Consider the following 17,694-nt stretch of genomic DNA (forward strand, 5'->3'; position numbering starts at 1 on the left):
AGTGACCTGACATGAGCGACGAGCGTAAGAAAGTCCTGATGGTGGACGACGACGTAGACTTCATCGAAGCCAACAAGGTGGCCCTGGAAGCTGCCGGTTTCCAGGTGCTCACCGCCACTGATTCCCGCCAGGGCGTGGAGATAGCCCAGAAGGACCTCCCCGATCTCATCATCATGGACCTCATGATGGAGCGGCTCTATGCCGGTTTCTCTGCCGTCGAGGCCATCCGGTCTCACGAAGAGACCCAGCAGACCCCCATCATCATGGTGTCCGGCGTCACAACCGAAACCGGCTTCCGCATCGACCGGGACGGCTCCAAGCCTGAGTGGCTTAAGGTCGTGGAATTCGTCAACAAGCCTGTGGACCCCGTGGTGCTGGCACGCAAAGTGGCCGACATCCTCGGGCAGCAGAAATGAAGTGAGGCGCACCACGAATGAAGACTGCAGAAGCGTTGGCTAATCTGGTCGCGGAGGCGAAGCCGAGTGTCAAGGCGACGCCCGACAAAACGCAAGTCCTGATCGGCATCGCGACTTGCGCAAACGCCGCGGGCGCCCTGGATGTCATGGCCGCCCTCGAAGAGGCCGTGGAGTCCGCCGGTATCGCCGGTGACATCGAGATCTGCCGCGTCGGTTGCGTCGGCCGCTGCAGCCTCGAGCCACTCCTGGAGATCCGCCGTCCCGCCCAACAGCCCCGGATGTACGTCAAGGTCACTCCGGACATGGCCAAGGAGATCGCTCAGCGCGATCTCGTCAAGGGCGAGGCCGTCGCTGACTGGCTCATTGAGAGCCAGGAGGCCGAACCCGGTCAGCCCAAACCCTATGATGGGGCCGAGCGCATCAACCGGTTCCAGCGCGACTACAGTCACCTCGAGTTCTTCAGCCGCCAGACCCGCATCGCCCTGCGCAATGTCGGTCGTGTGGACCCCGAGAACATCGACGACTGTCTCGCCCTCGGTGCCTACGCAGGCTTGGCCAAGGCCCTCGACGAGATGACCCCCGAGGACGTCATCGACACCATGAAGGCCTCCGGCCTGCGTGGCCGTGGTGGCGCCGGGTTCCCGACCGGCGTGAAGTGGGACTTCACCCGCAAGGCCGTCGGTGACCAGAAGTTCGTCATCTGCAATGCCGACGAGGGCGACCCCGGTGCCTTCATGGACCGCAGCACCCTTGAGGGTGATCCCCATGCGGTGCTCGAGGCCATGGCCATCGCGGCCTACGCCATCGGCTCCAACGCCGGTTACATCTACGTCCGCGCCGAGTACCCGCTGGCCATCAAGCGCCTTGAGATCGCTATCGACCAGGCGCGCGCGAAGGGCCTGCTCGGCAAGAACATCCTTGGCTCCGACTTCAGCTTCGACCTGGAGCTCCGCCTTGGTGCCGGTGCCTTCGTGTGCGGCGAAGAGACTGCCCTGCTGGCCTCCATCGAAGGCAAGCGCGGCATGCCTCGACCTCGGCCGCCCTTCCCCGCGCAGAGCGGTCTGTGGGGCAAGCCGACCGTCATCAACAACGTCGAGACGCTCGCCAGCGTCGGCGCCATCCTTGAGCTCGGAGCTGAGTGGTATTCCTCCATCGGCACCGAGACCTCCAAGGGCACCAAGGTCTTTGCCCTGGCCGGCAACGTCGAGAACACCGGCCTCGTCGAAGTCGCCATGGGCGTCACCCTGCGTGACATCATCTTCGGCATCGGCGGCGGCATTCACGGCGGCAAGGGCTTCAAGGCCGCACAGACCGGCGGACCCTCCGGCGGCTGCCTCCCGTCCCAGTACCTTGACACTCCCATCGACTACGAATCCCTGCGTGCAGCCGGCTCGATCATGGGCTCGGGCGGTCTCATCGTCATGGATGACACCAACTGCATGGTAGACATCGCCAAGTTCTTCCTCACCTTCACCCATGACGAGAGCTGCGGAAAGTGCACGCCGTGCCGCGAGGGCACGACCCGCATGCTTGAGGTGCTGACGCGCATCACCCACGGACAGGGCGAACCGGACGATATCCTGCGCCTTGAGCGCCTCGGCAAGGTCTGCTCCCGCGCTGCCCTGTGCGGTCTCGGCCAGACCTCCCCGAACCCGGTCCTCAGCACGCTGCGGCACTTCCGCGACGAGTATGAGGCCCACATCGTGGAGAAGCGCTGCCCGGCTCACCGCTGCCGCAGTCTGGTGAGCTTCGCGATCGACGCCGAGAAATGTGTCGGTTGCGGGTTGTGCAAACGGTCCTGTCCGGTACAATGTATCCTTGGTGAGCCGCGACAGCCCCACGTCATTGACCAGGACCGCTGCATCCGCTGCGGCCAGTGCCACCAGGCTTGCCGCTTCAGCGCTGTGGTGCGTGAGTAGCTCCGGCCCGAGGACGTCGATGATGCTTACCAACGGGGCGAGGCGCTGACTCGCCCCGTTGTTCTTTGTTGCTTGCCGGACCCGGTAGACGCTCAGACCCTGTCGGCCACCCGTTGGGAGGGGCTCCTCTATGCCTGGCGAACCCAAGCCCAGGGTCGCCTTCGTCGAGATCAAGCCGTGGGAGCGTGCCTTCGTCGAAGAGCAGAGCATCGCCTGGGGTTGCGATCCGATCTTCCTTGAGGGTACCGTCGCGGACCTTCCAGCCGCCGACCGTGCCGACCTGACGGTCCTCTCCTGCTTCATCCGTTCCCGAGTGGATCAGGCCGTGCTGGACGACTGCCCAGACCTGAAGCTCGTCTCCACGCGCTCAACCGGCGTGGACCATATCGACCTTGCCACCTGCACGTCGCGGGGGATCACCGTCTGCAACGTCCCCCAGTATGGCGAGAACACCGTTGCCGAGCACACTCTGGGCCTCATCCTGGCTCTCTCGCGCAACCTCTATCCCGCCGTCGACCGCGTGAAGCGCGGAGACCTGTCCATCGAGGGCCTGGTCGGCTTCGACCTCTACGGCAAGACTCTTGGTGTCGTCGGTGCCGGACGCATCGGCCTCCACGTCATTCGCATGGGACGGGCCATGAACATGCGGGTGCTGGCCTTCGATGCGCGTCCCCAGGGCTTGCTGGCCGAGGTGCTTGGCTTCGAGTACACCTCTCTGGAGGACCTGCTCAAGCAGTCCGACGTGGTCAGCCTTCACCTGCCGCTGCTTCCGGCGACACGACGCATGATCGACGCCGAGAAGTTCGCCCTGATGAAGCCCAGTGCGATCCTGGTCAACACCTCCCGCGGCGGGGTCGTGGACAGTGTGGCTCTCCTGCAGGCACTGAACGACGGCAGGATTGCCGGCGCAGCCCTTGATGTCCTCGAGGGTGAGGAGGTCTTCAACGAGGACCATGTCCTGCTGCACAGCGACAAGGCCTCCGTCGATGACTTGCGGCTTGCGGTCGAGGGCTACCAGCTCATGCACCATCCGCGCTGCATCGTCACGGGCCACATCGGCTTCTATAGCCGCGAGGCCCTGCAGCGGATCCTGCTGACGACCATCGACAACATCGGCGCCTTCCTCCAGGGCCGGCCGATCAACCTGGTCAAAGCCTGATCTTCCCATCACTTCCTGGGCTGAGAGGCCGACACTCTGGCGCTTCCCAGGATCGTCCCGACGCCCAGTGTCCCGTCCCAATGGTTGGCGATCTCGCCCGGAGGGCGGCCATGGTAGACGAAGCGACAACCGGTAGCCAGCAACCTACCGCAGAAGAGCGGAGGCCGCATCAGCCTGGCTTCCACAAGGTCCTCGTGATCGACGATGAGATCGGGATCCGCAAGGGCTGTCAGCGCGTTCTCGGCGCTGAGAAGCACGATGTCTTCACCGCTGAGACGGCCGAGCAGGGGCTGGAGGTCCTCGCCGCACACCCGGATACCGATCTGGTCTTCGTCGACCTCAAGATGCCCGGTATGGGCGGGCTGGAGTTCCTCCGCGCCGTGGCAGAGCGTGCGCCGGAGACCGTCTGCGTTGTCATCACCGCCTATGCCACCCTTGAGACGGCTATCGAGGCCACCAAGCGGGGCGCCTACGATTTCCTTACCAAGCCCTTCACTCCGGACGAGCTGATTCGCGTCGCCAACAAAGCCCTGGAACGCGCTCACCTCATACGTGAGCGCAACCGCCTCCAGGCCGAGCGCCAAATGCGCATGCTGGAGCTGGCCACCGAGCAGAGTCGCCTGCGCACCATTATCAACTGCATGGCCGACGCTGTCCTGGTCTGCAATTCCGAGGGCCAACTGGTGCTGTACAACCCGGGTGCCTTGCGTGTCCTGCCTCACCTTACTCCGACCCGTACCGTCCAGAAGCTGGGAGACGTCCTCGAGCCGGCAGAGCTGTTCGAGATGATCTCCGAGGCCGCTGCCGGCCACAAACGTCTCAGTCGCGAGATCCAACTCGGTACACCCCCGCAGACCGGATGGGTCCTCGCCGACGTTGCACCGGTCATCGACGAGAAGTCCGGCCGGTTCCTCGGCGACGTCACCGTCCTGCGCGATATCTCGCAACTGAAGCGCGTCGAGCAGGTGAAGGCACAGTTCGTCAACATGGTCGCCCACGAGCTGCGGGCGCCACTGGCGGCAGTGGGCGGCTACCTTTCCGTCATGATGGAGGGGCTCGTCAAAGAGCCCGAGAAGCAGCAGGAGATGCTGCGGCGGTCCAACGAGCGCCTCAAGGCCCTCCTGGACCTGGTCAATGACCTCCTCGATGTGGCGCGCATGGAAGCGGGCACTGTCCGCCGTGAGATCAGCCGCCAGAACCTGGGCGAGATCATCGGCGAGGTCCTGGAGCTCATGCGGCCACTTGCCCAGCAGCGCCAGATCGAGCTCTCCAGCGCCCTTCCGCCTGACCTGCCCGGGGTTGAGGCCGACAAGGAGGAGCTTGTCCGCCTCTTCAATAACCTGGTCAGCAATGCCATCAAGTACAACCGCGATGGGGGAAAGGTGACGGTCACCGGCAGCGTCTCCGGCCCTTACGTAACCGTTAGTGTCGCCGATACCGGCGTCGGCATCAGCGAGGATGGCGTCAAGCGGCTCTTCTCCGAGTTCTTCCGCGAGAAGCGCCCCGAGACTTCCTACGTGACCGGCACCGGCCTGGGCCTGAGCATCGTCAAGCGCATCGTGGACTTCTACCACGGCCGAGTCGAGGCGCAGTCCAAGCTCCGTGAGGGCTCCACCTTCACCGTCTGGCTGCCCTCCCAGTTCGAGGCCGACGCCGAAGCTCCAGAAGAGGTCGGCGCAGCACCGGCCGCCCTTCCTTGACGCTAAAAAGGGCCGTTGCTACAATACCGCCGTCCCTCTTGCCCCCTGTAAAGGAGTCGTACCATGCCCGAGATCTCCATGGACGAGGTCAAGCACGTCGCGCGTTTGGCACATCTGGCCCTCAGTGAGGAAGAGCTCGCCCGCGTCGGCAAGGAGCTCAATCGCATCCTGGAGTACTTCCGCACGCTGGCCGAAATCGACACCACCGACGTGCCCATCACCTCGCATGCCATTCCGATGCTGAACGTCTACCGTGAGGATAAGGCCCGGCCGTCTCTCCCCGTTGAGCAGGTCGTCGCCAATGCGCCCGACGGCGTCGACGAGTTCTTCCGCGTCCCCCGTATCGTGGAGGACTAGCGGCGACCCGCACGCCCGTCCGACCCTCACCCCATACCGGTTCCGAAGGTGGCTTGTTCTGTGTCTCTCACCGACCTGACCGTTTGCCAGCTATCTGAGAAGCTTCAGGCCAAGGAGCTTAGCGCTCGCGACGTCGTTGCGGCCTGCTACGCGCGGATCGCCGAAGTCGAGGACGACGTGAAGGCCTTCGTTTGCCTCACTCGCGAAGCCGCTGAGAAGAAGGCGGCCACCATCGACGAGCTGCGGGCTGCAGGCCAGCCGCTGGGGCCTCTCGCCGGCATTCCCATCGGCGTGAAGGACCTCTTCTGCACCAACGGCGTCCCGACCACCTGCTGCTCCAAGATCCTGGAGCCCTTTGTTCCGCCCTATGACGCCACGACCTGGGCCCGCTGCGATGCTGCCGGGATGCCCATGATCGGCAAGACCAACATGGACGAGTTCGCCATGGGCTCCTCCACCGAGAACTCGGCTGTCCAGGTCACCCGCAACCCTCTCGACCTTGGCAAGGTCCCCGGCGGTTCTTCGGGTGGCAGTGCCGCCTGCGTTGCAGCCGGTGAGGCCTTCTGCGCTCTCGGAACCGACACCGGTGGCTCCATCCGCCAGCCGGCGTCTCTGTGTGGAATCGTCGGCCTCAAGCCCACCTATGGCCGAGTCTCACGCTATGGCGTCATCGCCTACGCTTCCTCCCTCGACCAGGTCGGCCCGCTGTGCAAGGACGTGCGCGACTGCGCGATGCTCATGCAGGTCCTTGCCGGCCCCGATCCCCTCGACTCCACCTGCGCCACCTTCGAGCCGCCTGACTATGTCGCCTCTCTCGACCAGGGCGTCAAGGGCATGAAGGCGGGTGTCATCAAGGAGCTCGTCTACGGCGAGGGCATCCACCAGCCTGTCAAGGAAGCCGTCCTCAAGACCGTCGACAAGCTCCAGGCCGCCGGGATGGAGTGCGAGGAAGTCAGCCTGCCCAACATCGACTACTCGCTGCCCGTCTACTACATCATCGCTCCGGCAGAGTGCTCCTCGAACCTGGCCCGCTACGACGGCGTCCGCTATGGTCTTCGCACCGTCGAGGACGTCGACGACATCCACGACCTCTTCGCCAAGACCCGTGGTGAGAGCTTCGGCGAGGAAGTCCGCCTGCGAATTATGCTGGGCACCTACGCCCTCAGCGCAGGCTACTACGATGCCTACTACAAGAAGGCGCTGCAGGTCCGCACTCTCATCAAGCGTGACTTCGACGCCGCCTTCGAGAAGTTCGATGTCCTCATCTCGCCGACGTCGCCCTGTGTTGCCTGGGGCTTCGGCGAGTTCGACCAGATGGCCCTCAAGCTGGCCGACATCTGCACCATCCCGGTGAACATCGCCGGTATCGGCGCCATGAGCGTGCCCTGCGGCTACCAGGACCATCTCCCGATCGGGATGCAGATCATGGGCGCACCCTTCACCGAGGACAAGATCCTTCGCGTCGGCTACGCCTGTGAGCAGAGCCGCTAACTTCCCGCATCACCACGCACCAAAAAGGGGCGACTGTTTCAGTCGCCCCTTTTGCATGTCTCGAATCCACCCCGCCCTTGCTGACTAACCCTTCTTGACCTCGCACCGTGCCACTGCCAGATCGCCTGTCCCCAGCACGCTGAGCCGGAAGTCCGCCCCGTTGCTCCGGTTGGCGAACTTGGCGTCCTCGATCTGGAAGGTCGCCGTCTTCCACTCCTCCGTGTTGCCGAGGGTCACCTTCCCGCCGGGCTTGAAGGCGCCTTCACGAACCGAACCCGCCGGGTCCTGCGAGTCATACTGGAGCTCGAAGGCCTCACACCCCGCATCCCGGTACTCGACCGAGATGGTGAGGGGCTGTGGGTCAAGGTCGAAGGCGAAGCTGTCATCCAGCCGGAAGTACAGGTACTTCGCCCCATAGGGATTGGTTGCGGTCTGCACACAGGGCCGCCCACGCAGCACGATCGGCACACTGATCCCGTCGCCGCTGGAGGGCACCTGGATACCTCCGTCCTTGCCACCCTCACCAAAGGTGCTGGAGATCAAGGTAGCCGCGCCGTAGGGCTCCAGCGCCACCTTCAGACGCTCGTTGTTGTGGAAGGCGTCGGCATACTTCCGGGTCAGGTCGATGTACTGGCGGCCGGTCTCCCGGGAGTTCGCCACGTCGGTGCCCTCGTGGAACTCGTTCCAGGTCTCCACCATCGCCAGCCAGGGACGCCGGACCGGGTTCAGCCTCAGCAGCATCTCCCAGTTCCGCGAGTAGAAGGCGCCGTTCTCGCGCTCCTTCACCAGGGGCTGCCGTCCGCGGACGGCGGAGTGGTCATACCCCGGACCCAGGGCCGCGCAGCCCGCCAGTGACAGACCCAGGGCACCGCCCCAGTTGCAGGTGTTGTCGGCCTCGCCCTCCCAGGCGGTCTGCTTGATGATGTACGGGTTCACCCCAAAGTCCTTCTCGAAGCGCTCACGCACATAGGGGAACAGCTCCGGGTCCTGCTTCGCAGCGAAGCCCGGTGAGTACAGCAGGATGATGGGCCGACCGTCGATGGCCGCCCACAGTCGTGGCGGGATGTAGCTGAAGAAGTCGCGCACCGTGCAGTAAAACCACGCCTTGCCGTCGGGAGTTGACAGGTCGACCTTCCGTCCCGACTTGTTGTGGCTCAGCGTGCTGGTGTCGTAGAACAGCCCAATCTTGGGGCACTTCTCACCAAGTCGGCGCAGGTAGTCGCAGGCCCTGACGAGGTTCGGCAGCCCCGCGAAGGACCAGCTCTCCATACCATCCGGCGCACCCCAGTAGACGGGCGCAGCGAAGTCGATCCCAGCGGCGCTGATGTCCTGAAGCTGCTCCTGCCACCAGCGCGTCGAGTAGTAGCTGTAGTCGTCCCAGCTTGCCGGATGGGTGGTGCAGGCGTCTCCGCCGTCACCGTAGTTGACATGCGCGCCGGAGTAGACGTCATACCAGTAGAACAGGTAGGTACCGATCACCGGCTGACCAGCCTTGTAGCTCTCCACGGCCTTCAGGTCATCGGCGGTCAGGCTGATTGACTTCCCCGGCGCCGCCGACTCCGTGAACCCTCCTGCCTCCTGGGCCCATACCGAACCCGCCATCACCATCACCCCACAAACCGCCGGCAGCAGATGCCTTCGCATTCCGATCAGCCCTCCGTAGTCAGCACGCTGCGTAGCACACGCAGGAAGTTGCCGCCAAGAACCTTCAGAACCGTCGTCTCGTCCCAGTTTCGCCTGACCATTTCCCGGGCGATCTCACCCAGATTGCCCACGTGCGCCGGAATCGCGATTCCCTCGTCGCCCAGGCCGTCGTAGTCCGCACCGATGCCGACGTGATCGGGGCCTACGAGGTCGATGCTGTGCTCGATCTGGTCCACCAGCGTCGCCACGTCTGGGTGCTCCTGATGGATGAACTTGGCGTAGCAGGCCACACCGTGCACGCCTCCGCGCTCAGCCAGGGCCCGAATCTGGTCATCGGTGAGCCCTCGACTGTGCGGTGAGATGCTGAACACGCCGCCGTGCGAGAAGATCGGCGGCGTCTTGCTCAGCTCCAGCGCCTCAAAGAAGGTCTTGTCGTTGGAGTGAGCCAGGTCCACTACCATTCCCAGTTCGTTCATCTCGGCGATGGCCGCCCGCCCGAAGTCCATCAGCCCGGCCATGTCACGCCGCATCCGCTCGCGGTCCTCCGCCGTGCAGTAGTCGAACAGACTCGCTTCTCCCTGGCAGCCATGTTCGGGCGCCTCACCGTGGGTCAGGTTGCCGACACGGACACCGAGCCGATACAGTGCCTGCAGCACCGGCACCTGTCCCAGGCAGCAAGACAGGCTCTCGAGTTGCAGCACCACTCCGACCTTCCCGACGACCTTGGCCGCCTTGATGTCTTCTGCACTGTCGATCAGCGAGAACTCGCCCGGGTGTGCCGCCACCATCCGGTGGGTGGCCTCGATCAGCCGCAAGGCCCTCGGCAGGTCTGTGCTCCCACAGTACGAGAATAGCGCGGTCACGCCGGCTTGCTGCAGACGCGGCAAGTCCACGTGATACCGTGGGGCTGCCGGGGCGAGGTCCAGCGCGTCACCTTTGCCCAGACGCCGCTCGAGACTGTCGTTGTGTCCGTCGATGATGGTGGCTTGCTTCTGCAGGACTTCCCAGTCCAAACTCATGAGTCTGTGCTCCTTCGTTGGTTACTTCGCAGACCGCTGACTGCCCTATCTTTCGTTGAACTTGTCCAGCAGGACGGCCCCCAGGATCACGAGGCCCTTCACAATCCACTGCCAGTACTGGTCCACATGCATATGCGAGAGGCCGTTGTTCATGACGCCGATGATCAGCGCACCGACGACCGTGCCCGTGATGCTCCCGCGACCCCCCATCAGGCTCGTGCCGCCGACGACCACCGCGGCGATGGCGTCCAGTTCAAACATCTGGCCTTCCTTAGGGTCGCCCGACATCAGCTTGGCCGCCTGGATGATCGCCGCCAGGCCGGCCATGAGCCCGCTGATCGCGTAGATGAGCACCTTGACCCGCGCCACGGGGATGCCGGAGAGCCACGCCGCGCTCTCATTGCCGCCAATCGCGAACACCGCACGCCCGAAGGAGGTGCGCATCAGCAGCAGCCACGCCAGCACCACGACGCCGGCCATGATGTAGATGGGAATCGGAACCAGCATCCGAGGCGCAACGCCGATGATGGTGAAGGCCTCCGGCAGCTCACCGATCGGTCGCCCGCCGCAGGCCACGAAGGCGCTGCCCCGAGCTACCAGCATCACAGCCAGCGTGGCGATGAAGGGTGGCAGCGCAAACCGCGCAATCAGCCGTCCACTGATCGCGCCAAGTGCTGCGCCGATGGCCAGGGCCGCCAGCGCTCCGAAGACCACCATCGCGACCGGGCTGTCCAGCAGCGGGATCAGTGTGAGCTTGTAGCCGAAGGCCACCAGGTACAGCCCGCGCCTGATGACATAGGCGCACAGCACGCCGCACAGCGCCAGCACCGATCCCACCGACAGGTCGATGCCGGCGGAGATGATGACGAAGGTCATCCCGACCGCCAGGATGCAGTTCACGGCGATCTGGTTGGCGAGGTTGATGATGTTCAGCCGCGAGATGAAGGTGTGCTCCGGCGTCAGCACCGCGAAGAACACGCACAGCGCAAGGAGCCCCACCACGGTGCCGTAGCGGAAGAACAGACGCGGTGCATCCTGTGCCAGACGGCTAAGCGAAGCCTTCATTCCAGGGGCTTTCTGCGGAAGTGTTGCACGACGATTCGCGCCGCGAGCCGCGCAGACCTTCCAGGGGCCAGGGGGAAACGAAACAGCGACCCCTTCGGAGGGTCGCTGCAGAGGAAGTCTTGGGTTGGCTGCCGGGCAAGGACTCGAACCTTGAATGGCTGATCCAGAGTCAGCTGTGTTACCATTACACCACCCGGCAACGGACTTACAATATAGCGTGCCCCCGCCGAGCTGTCAAGCGCGAAATGCCTCCATCCTGCACGCTGCTCCACCACGCAGGAATCGGCCCCTCAACAGGCCAACTTACCCTCTTTGCAGCGCCCATCTGTGGAGGCCGACACCATGTCCCTGCGCGACGAGGTCCTTTCCGCCCTGCATGGCCACAAGACCGGCCGCATCCTGTTCACCTGCTACAAGGGCCTGCTCCCGGCCGGGGCGGAGAGCATCGACGGTATGGCTCTTGTCGCCAGTGCACCCGCCTTTCGCGCCGAGACGCCGGAGGTCAGCTACTCCTCGCGCGACCTGGGCCCCGGCGTGCGCGAGACTACCATGCACACCCCCTGGGGCGACCTGACCAAAGTAGCCCGCACCGAGACGGGCTACGGCAGCTCCTGGACCCGCGAGCACTGGGTCAAGTCCCCCGAGGACTACGCCATCCTCGAGCAAGTCCTTCGCCACACCCAGATCGTGAGCGACCCGGAGCCCCTGCGCAAGCTCCTCGCCGAGTTCGGCGATAGGGGAGTGGCCCTTGGCTGGATGAACCGCACTCCCTTCCAGCGGCTCTGGATCGAGTACACCGGCATGGAGCGCCTCGCCTGCGACCTGGTCGACTACCCACAGGCCGTCGAGGCCGTGCTGGAGGCCCTCTTCGACCAGTCGCGAGAGATACTGCGGGTCACGGCGCAGTGTCCTGCGCAGCTCGTATGGGTCCCCGACAACCTCACGGGTGAGATGACCGGTCCGCCGATCTTCCGCAAGTACCTGCTGCCCTACTACCGCGAGGTCTGCGATGCCCTCCTGCCGGCGGGGAAGCTGCCCTGCTGTCACATGGATGGGATGCTGCGGCAGATCGCCGACTGCATCGGGCAGACCGACCTGCCGGTGATCGAAGCCTTCACCCCGCCGCCGGACGGCAACTTCTCGGTTCGCGACGCGCGGGAGCGCTGGCCGGGCAAGTCCCTGTGGCTGAACTTCCCCTCTTCCGTGCACCTGTGCTCGACGGAGGAGATCACCCGGGTCACCCGAGACCTCGTCGAGCAGGCCGGCGATACCGCGGGCTTCGTGATCGGCGTTACCGAGAACATCCCTGCCTCGGTCGGGAGTCGGTCCCTCGAGGCGATTGCGGCCGCCCTGGCCTGATCGGGCCGAGACCCCTTGGGCCGCAAGCCACACCCGCGGAGGATTCCGGCCGGTCTACGCGAACTGCCCGCGCACATCCCCAAGGAAAGGACTTGCCCTCATGAACCCCTATCCCCTCCAGTTCGGCCTTGGTGGCGTACCCTTCCTCGCCGATGCCCGAACCCGTTCGATCTCAGCCGAAAACCCCCAGGGTCGCAAAGGCGCCGGGGCCAAGGCCGTACCCGAAGGCGGTGCGGCTGGTTGGCTCGGGCAAGGGTGGAAGGTCCGGCCCTGCATGACCCTAAGGGCGGGGGAGACCCTCGCCCTGGCCGACATCGAGGGCCCCGGGATCATCCAGCATATCTGGATCACGGTGAGCCCAAACGCTTACCGTGACTGCCTCCTGCGCATGTACTGGGACGGCGAGGACTCTCCCTCCGTCGAGGTCCCGCTGGGCGACTTCTTCTGTTGCGGCCACAACCTGCGGACGAAGGTGAACTCCCTGCCGATCGCCGTCAACCCCTCCGGTGGCTTCAACAGCTACTGGCCGTTGCCCTTCCGAGAGGGCGCACGCATCACCGTCGAGAACCAGCGTTGGGAAGAGATCGGCGGCTTCTTCTACCAGATCGACTACGCCGAAACCGAGGTGCCCGCTGAGGCTGCGTACCTCCATGCCCAGTGGCGGCGGTCGATGGGCACCCGCGAGTGCCCTGAACACGTCATCCTCGACGGCGTCAACGGCAAGGGCCAGTATGTCGGGACCTACCTTGCCTGGACGCAGCTCTCCGACGGTTGGTGGGGAGAGGGCGAGATCAAGTTCTTCATTGATGGCGACACCGATAGCCCCACCATCTGCGGCACCGGCACCGAGGACTACTTCGGCGGCGCCTGGTGCTTCGGGGACACCTTCTCCACCGCTTTCCTGGGCTATCCGCTCTGGCAGCGTGAGGAGGCCAAGGTGCCCAAGCACGGGCTCTACCGGTGGCACATCATGGACCCGATCCGCTTCGATCAAGACCTGCGAGTCACCATCCAGGAGTTGGGCTGGTGGCCGAACCACAAGTTCCAGCCCCTCACGGATGACGTGTGCTCAACCGGCTACTGGTACCAGATGGAGCCCCATGCTGCCTTCCCGCAGATCCCGGAGGCACGGGACCGCTGGAGTCGCTAGAGGACCTGTTCCAGGGCACTGCCGGGCGACTCAGAAGGGGTCTTCGGCCTTGGTCTGTGCAGGAAGGTGTTCAGTCGTGACGAAAGACTGATTCGTGCGTGCGACCACTGTCCCCAGGAGGGACCAGGAAGATGAAGAGGCCGTTGGTCATCGGAGCTGTGCTTTTGCTCTTGGCGCTCGTAGTCGTAACTGGTTGCCAGAAGGTCAAGGAGCCGTCCTCCGAGACTCCGCAGGCGGAGCAACCCATGCCGACCGAGAACCTGCCGGGCGGGGGCGAGAACATCGCCGCACCGACCGGCGGGGGAAAGGTCGTCGGTGTTACGCTGCTGACCAAAACGCACGTGTTCTATCAGGACCTTGAGAAGGGCCTGCAGGAGGCGGCCGACAAGCTCGGGTACAAGCTCGCCGTCGATTCAGCCGAGTTCAAGGCCTCCGACCAGGAGAAGCAGATCGACAACTTCATCGTCCAGAAGGTCGCTGCCATCGTTGTCTGCCCGGCCGATTCGGCCAGCGTCGGCGGGCCGATCAAAAAGGCCAACGCAGCGGGGATCCCCGTCTTCACCGCCGACATCGCTGCCCAGGAGGGCGACGTCGTCTGCCACATCGCCTCCGACAACAAGCAGGGCGGGCGCAAGGCCGGGGAGTACCTCGCCCAGGCCCTTGGGGGTCAGGGCCAGATCATCGTGATCGACCATCCGGCCGTCACCTCGGTTCAGGACCGGGTAGCGGGCTTCGAGGAAGCCCTCAAGAAGTACCCGAAGATCGAGCTGGTCGAGAAGCCACCCGCTGAGGGACAGCGCTCGAAGGCTCGTGACGTCGCGGCCAACAAGCTCATTGAGTTCCCGCAGTTGCGCGGCATCTTCGGCATCAACGACGACTCCGCCCTGGGTGCCCTCGCCGCCTGTGAGGCGACCAAGGGTGCCGAGAAGATCGTCATCGTCGGCTACGATGCCACTCCGGAAGCCCGGGAGAAGATCGTCAAGGGGACCCAGCTCAAAGCCGACGTCGTGCAGTTCCCCGTCAAGATGGGGCTGACCACCATCGAGACCATCGACAAGTACCTGCGCGGTGAGAAGGTCCCCAAGCAGATTCCCATCGAGGTCGACATCCTCGACAAAGCCAAGCTGTCCAGGGAAGCTCCGAAGCAGTAGCCCGACGTGCCCCACCAGAAACGAACCGTGCCCGGCCTTGTGCCGGGCACGTTGCTTCTGTGCGGGTGCGACGGAGACAGGGCCGCTCAGTACTTGCCGTAGCGCTTGCAGGCCTCAAAATAGGTAACGAGGTTTTCCTTTGGGGTGCCTTCACGGAAGCTGTCCGAGCTGCCGATGATGAAGCCGCCACCCGGCTTGGCGATCTCCATCGCTTCTCGTACGGTGCGCTCCACCAGCTCCGTCGTGCCGTGCTTGATCACATACAGCAGGTCTACGTAGCCCTTCAGCGTCGTCTTGTCTCCGATGCGCGACTTTGCCCTCGCAAGGTCAAAGTCGCCGACCGGCGGCGGCGTGCAGGTCTCCAGCACGTCGACTCCCGTGTCCGCAATCATCTCCATGCTTTGCCTCAGCTTGCCGTCGTCGTAGTAGTCGTAGTAGGCCCCGTAGCTGTGCGCAAGCTCCACGGCCTCCCGAATCTGCGGCACGAACACCTCGGCGAAGATCGCCGGCGACCACCCCGCCGACAGCGAGTTGAAGTACCAGCTCCCGAAGATGAACTCCGCCCCGCCCTCCAGAGCTGCTTTCTCTTCCTGCAGGCTCCGCTCGTGGTACATCCGCAGGATCGCGTCGAAGAAGGGCCGGTCCTCGTAGTAGTCTACCATCAGGTCCTCCATGCCTCGCGCGTCTCCGGCATGGTGGTCCAGCGCGCTCTGAATGTTGATCAGCGCCACGCCACGATCGCCCAGCGTCTCTTTCGCCTGGCGCAGGAAGTCGAAGTTGGTGTTCACCGCAGGCAGCAGGTACCGGAGCGCCGACAGATCCTCGGGGCCCTTCACCAAATGCTCCGTCCGGATCGGGTTCGGCGAGACTCCGTACTCTCTCCCCGCGGGCGGGATCTTGATCCGGTCCGAGAGCGATCCCGCCGGTGTGTGGAAGGTCCGCTCCACCACTGCATAGTCGCCGTCTGCATACCGCCTCTGGTCGACAGATACCTCCGGAAGCCGGTACTCCTCAGGGAAGCTCACGAGGTAGTTCGACGTGCCGTTGCCGAGAACGTGCATGAAGTCGACGTCCGGCAGAAGCTCCATTTGCCCTTCGAGACTCTGCTGACCATGGACCGCCTGCATCCACGCGTGATAGCGTGGCGAGATGGGTACTCGGTCGAGCTCCCCATGCCGAATCGTACACAGGATGCGCTCACGCCCGGTCATCGTGGCGGACATACTCCGGTCTCCTCAGGGCTTCGTAGTTGCAGCGTCAGTGTTAGGCGCTTGGTCACCATCGCCAGGCTACACCCTTCTCCCGTTAGTCGTCAAACTCCCACGCAGCCACCGGTCGGGTCTGTGGGGTGATCCCCTCCGGCGTGAGCTTCCCGGCGTAGAGACGGATCCAGTCGATCTCGACGTCGCCGGGGCCGCTGCCGGGGTCAAACCGCACTTGGTCGATCCTCCCCTTCGCGTCCAGCGGAAGCACGTACTCATGCCACTGACCGTCATGCACCAAGTCAAAGAACACGCACCTGGCGCGCTCGAAGTTGGCCGGACTCGGGTTCCGCCAGAAGAACTGCCCCTGGCCGCGCGTCGCCAACTTCACCCGCAGGTGTGCCGTCACCGGGCCTTCCACGCCGGTCACGGGTGGGCTCATCATGAAGGGGTCGTCGCCGGTCGACTTCATCGTCATGACCCCTTGCGCGAGGGCCAGTTGCGCATCAGCCGAGGCCGTCCATCCGGCGACGCGGAAGTTCGGGTTGTACTTGGGGTTCGGGATCACCCGCTGTGCGCCGACCGAAGTCAGCCAGTCGTCGATCCGCCGGGACATCTCCGCGGCCTTCTGTGGCATCTTCTCCGCGAGGTTCGTCGTCTCGCTGAGGTCCTCGCGCAGATTGTAGAGCTCAAGCCGTCCCTCGAAGAACTTGATGAGCTTGTAGTCGCCCTGACGCATCGCCGCACAGGGGGACACATGGAACTGCTCGGCCGACCCGGCCGGATTCGGAAGTACGTAGTGCGGGAAGTACCAGAACAGCGCATCGCGCTGCGGTGCCCCGGTCTGCTTCAGCACCGGCACGATGCTCTCGCCGTCCATCACGTGACTGTTCGACGGCCTGGCCCCGGCCATCTCGAGGATCGTCGGGCAGAAGTCGACGCTGCACACCGGCGTGTCGCAGGTCGTCCCGGGTTTCACCACGCCCGGCCAGCGCACGATCATCGGCTCGCGAATGCCGCCTTCCCACAGCGTGGCCTTCCCGTCCCGAAGCGGAGCGTTCGAGGTCACGCGGTCGCCTTCCGTATACTTGGTCCTGGTGAGCCCGCCGTTGTCGGACATGAAGAGGACGATGGTGTTGTCGCTGAGCCCCAGTTCGTCGAGCTTGGCCATCACGCGCCCGACACCCTCATCCACGCTCTGCACCATCGCCGCATAGGTGGCGTTGTGCTTCTCCTTCTCGGCGGCGTCCTTGGCCTCGTAGTGCGCGATCATGTCCTGTTTGGCCTGGAGCGGCATGTGCACCGCGTAGTTGGCCAGGTACAGGAAGAAGGGCCCGTCTCGGTGAGCCTCAAGGAACTTGCAGGCCTCCTCGGCGAGGCGGTCCGTCAGGTACTCGCCCTCGGTGCCGGTCGTCACGTTGGCAATCCGGTACGGGTAGAAGTAGCTTGGGGGCGAGGGGTAGTGCCCGCCGGCGAAGTTGGAGTCGAAGCCCTGCTTCTCGGGGTAGTAGGGCTCCGGCCCGAGGTGCCACTTCCCGAAGTGCGCCGTCGTGTACCCGGCACGCTTGAGCTCCTCGGGAAGGGTGATCTCCTCCAGCGCGAGGTAGTTGGGCCCCCTTGGAATCGCCAGCTTGTTCCATGGGTTCGCAGTGGTCGCCGGTGCCGCCTCCTGAGGAGCGAAGCCCTGCGGGTAGACGAAGGCCCCGGTGATGTGCAGTCGGGCCGGGTACTTGCCGGTCATGATGCTGGCACGAGTGGCCGAGCACAGTGGTGCCGCAGCGTAGGCCTGGGTGAACCGAACGCCCTGGCTTGCCAGACGGTCGATGTTCGGGGTCTCATGGAAGCGGTTGCCGAAGCAGCCGCAGTCCACCCAGCCCATGTCGTCGATCAGGATGAACACGAAGTTTGGGGGCTTAGCGGCGGCCTCTGCACTGCTCTGCGAGCCCAACAGACTCGCCCCGGCAAGCCCTGCGGCACTGATTCCCAGCGTCTCGAGAAACCGGCGGCGCGAAAGCTCATGTCCAGGCATCAGGTGATCCCTCCGGTTAGCAGACTGACCATG

At 64.5% G+C, this 17,694-nt stretch carries 14 protein-coding genes and 1 tRNA gene; 9 read left to right on the forward strand and 6 right to left on the reverse strand.

The window, feature by feature from the left end:
* The first annotated feature begins 11 nt into the window (after positions 1-11).
* The 6 genes from ABFE16_14300 to gatA all read left to right on the forward strand — a co-directional run bounded on the left by ABFE16_14300 (position 12) and on the right by gatA (position 7,042).
* Complete coding sequence (locus ABFE16_14300) at positions 12-416, forward strand: response regulator (GenBank protein ID MEN6346468.1); 405 nt, start codon at positions 12-14, stop codon at positions 414-416.
* Positions 417-562: 146 nt separating this feature from the next.
* A complete protein-coding gene (gene nuoF / locus ABFE16_14305; GenBank protein ID MEN6346469.1) occupies positions 563-2,335 on the forward strand; it encodes an NADH-quinone oxidoreductase subunit NuoF in 1,773 nt (590 codons plus the stop codon).
* Positions 2,336-2,465: 130 nt separating this feature from the next.
* Entirely contained in the window at positions 2,466-3,494 is a 1,029-nt protein-coding gene (locus ABFE16_14310) for an NAD(P)-dependent oxidoreductase (protein MEN6346470.1), read from the forward strand.
* Positions 3,495-3,604: 110 nt separating this feature from the next.
* Positions 3,605-5,194 carry a response regulator gene (locus ABFE16_14315; protein MEN6346471.1) on the forward strand — a complete coding sequence of 530 codons (1,590 nt, stop codon included), beginning with the start codon at positions 3,605-3,607 and terminating at the stop codon, positions 5,192-5,194.
* Between the two features lie 63 nt (positions 5,195-5,257).
* The gene (gatC, locus tag ABFE16_14320) at positions 5,258-5,551 is read left to right on the forward strand and encodes an Asp-tRNA(Asn)/Glu-tRNA(Gln) amidotransferase subunit GatC (GenBank protein MEN6346472.1); all 294 of its coding nucleotides are present in this window, start codon (positions 5,258-5,260) and stop codon (positions 5,549-5,551) included.
* A 60-nt stretch (positions 5,552-5,611) separates the two neighbouring features.
* Entirely contained in the window at positions 5,612-7,042 is a 1,431-nt protein-coding gene (gatA, locus tag ABFE16_14325) for an Asp-tRNA(Asn)/Glu-tRNA(Gln) amidotransferase subunit GatA (protein ID MEN6346473.1), read from the forward strand.
* An 84-nt stretch (positions 7,043-7,126) separates the two neighbouring features.
* Here gatA and ABFE16_14330 read toward each other — a convergent pair whose 3' ends face one another.
* From ABFE16_14330 to ABFE16_14345, 4 genes are all read right to left on the reverse strand, one after another.
* Positions 7,127-8,686, reverse strand: coding sequence for a DUF5010 domain-containing protein (locus tag ABFE16_14330; protein MEN6346474.1), 1,560 nt, complete (start codon positions 8,684-8,686; stop codon positions 7,127-7,129).
* 5 nt (positions 8,687-8,691) lie between these two features.
* The gene (locus ABFE16_14335) at positions 8,692-9,705 is read right to left on the reverse strand and encodes a membrane dipeptidase (GenBank protein ID MEN6346475.1); all 1,014 of its coding nucleotides are present in this window, start codon (positions 9,703-9,705) and stop codon (positions 8,692-8,694) included.
* A gap of 45 nt (positions 9,706-9,750) precedes the next feature.
* Entirely contained in the window at positions 9,751-10,770 is a 1,020-nt protein-coding gene (gene rbsC, locus ABFE16_14340) for a ribose ABC transporter permease (GenBank protein MEN6346476.1), read from the reverse strand.
* 125 nt (positions 10,771-10,895) lie between these two features.
* Positions 10,896-10,969 (reverse strand) — tRNA-Gln (locus ABFE16_14345).
* A 143-nt stretch (positions 10,970-11,112) separates the two neighbouring features.
* Here ABFE16_14345 and ABFE16_14350 point away from each other — a divergent pair.
* From ABFE16_14350 to ABFE16_14360, 3 genes are all read left to right on the forward strand, one after another.
* Positions 11,113-12,129, forward strand: coding sequence for a uroporphyrinogen decarboxylase family protein (locus ABFE16_14350; GenBank protein MEN6346477.1), 1,017 nt, complete (start codon positions 11,113-11,115; stop codon positions 12,127-12,129).
* Positions 12,130-12,229: 100 nt separating this feature from the next.
* Positions 12,230-13,279 (forward strand): glycoside hydrolase family 172 protein, encoded by a 1,050-nt coding sequence (locus ABFE16_14355; protein MEN6346478.1) that lies wholly within the window; start codon positions 12,230-12,232, stop codon positions 13,277-13,279.
* 131 nt (positions 13,280-13,410) lie between these two features.
* Positions 13,411-14,430, forward strand: coding sequence for a substrate-binding domain-containing protein (locus ABFE16_14360; protein ID MEN6346479.1), 1,020 nt, complete (start codon positions 13,411-13,413; stop codon positions 14,428-14,430).
* Between the two features lie 86 nt (positions 14,431-14,516).
* Here the strand turns inward: ABFE16_14360 and ABFE16_14365 are convergent, their stop codons facing one another.
* Together ABFE16_14365 and ABFE16_14370 are read right to left on the reverse strand one after the other, a co-directional pair.
* Entirely contained in the window at positions 14,517-15,653 is a 1,137-nt protein-coding gene (locus ABFE16_14365; GenBank protein ID MEN6346480.1) for a uroporphyrinogen decarboxylase family protein, read from the reverse strand.
* Positions 15,654-15,735: 82 nt separating this feature from the next.
* A complete protein-coding gene (locus tag ABFE16_14370; protein ID MEN6346481.1) occupies positions 15,736-17,661 on the reverse strand; it encodes a sulfatase in 1,926 nt (641 codons plus the stop codon).
* Between the last annotated feature and the right edge of the window lie 33 nt (positions 17,662-17,694).

The organism is Armatimonadia bacterium (assembly GCA_039679385.1).
GTDB lineage: Bacteria > Armatimonadota > Zipacnadia > Zipacnadales > JABUFB01 > JAJFTQ01.

What these genes read in the sequence shown, in the direction of transcription:
- ABFE16_14300 (MEN6346468.1), top strand. Translation starts at nt 12, where the DNA reads ATGAGCGACGAGCGTAAGAAAGTCCTGATGGTGGACGACGACGTAGAC.
- nuoF (MEN6346469.1), top strand. Translation starts at nt 563, where the DNA reads ATGGCCGCCCTCGAAGAGGCCGTGGAGTCCGCCGGTATCGCCGGTGAC.
- ABFE16_14310 (MEN6346470.1), top strand. Translation starts at nt 2,466, where the DNA reads ATGCCTGGCGAACCCAAGCCCAGGGTCGCCTTCGTCGAGATCAAGCCG.
- ABFE16_14315 (MEN6346471.1), top strand. Translation starts at nt 3,605, where the DNA reads ATGGTAGACGAAGCGACAACCGGTAGCCAGCAACCTACCGCAGAAGAG.
- gatC (MEN6346472.1), top strand. Translation starts at nt 5,258, where the DNA reads ATGCCCGAGATCTCCATGGACGAGGTCAAGCACGTCGCGCGTTTGGCA.
- ABFE16_14330 (MEN6346474.1), bottom strand. Translation starts at nt 8,686, where the DNA reads ATGCGAAGGCATCTGCTGCCGGCGGTTTGTGGGGTGATGGTGATGGCG.
- ABFE16_14335 (MEN6346475.1), bottom strand. Translation starts at nt 9,705, where the DNA reads ATGAGTTTGGACTGGGAAGTCCTGCAGAAGCAAGCCACCATCATCGAC.
- rbsC (MEN6346476.1), bottom strand. Translation starts at nt 10,770, where the DNA reads ATGAAGGCTTCGCTTAGCCGTCTGGCACAGGATGCACCGCGTCTGTTC.
- ABFE16_14350 (MEN6346477.1), top strand. Translation starts at nt 11,113, where the DNA reads ATGTCCCTGCGCGACGAGGTCCTTTCCGCCCTGCATGGCCACAAGACC.
- ABFE16_14355 (MEN6346478.1), top strand. Translation starts at nt 12,230, where the DNA reads ATGAACCCCTATCCCCTCCAGTTCGGCCTTGGTGGCGTACCCTTCCTC.
- ABFE16_14360 (MEN6346479.1), top strand. Translation starts at nt 13,411, where the DNA reads ATGAAGAGGCCGTTGGTCATCGGAGCTGTGCTTTTGCTCTTGGCGCTC.
- ABFE16_14365 (MEN6346480.1), bottom strand. Translation starts at nt 15,653, where the DNA reads ATGTCCGCCACGATGACCGGGCGTGAGCGCATCCTGTGTACGATTCGG.
- ABFE16_14370 (MEN6346481.1), bottom strand. Translation starts at nt 17,661, where the DNA reads ATGCCTGGACATGAGCTTTCGCGCCGCCGGTTTCTCGAGACGCTGGGA.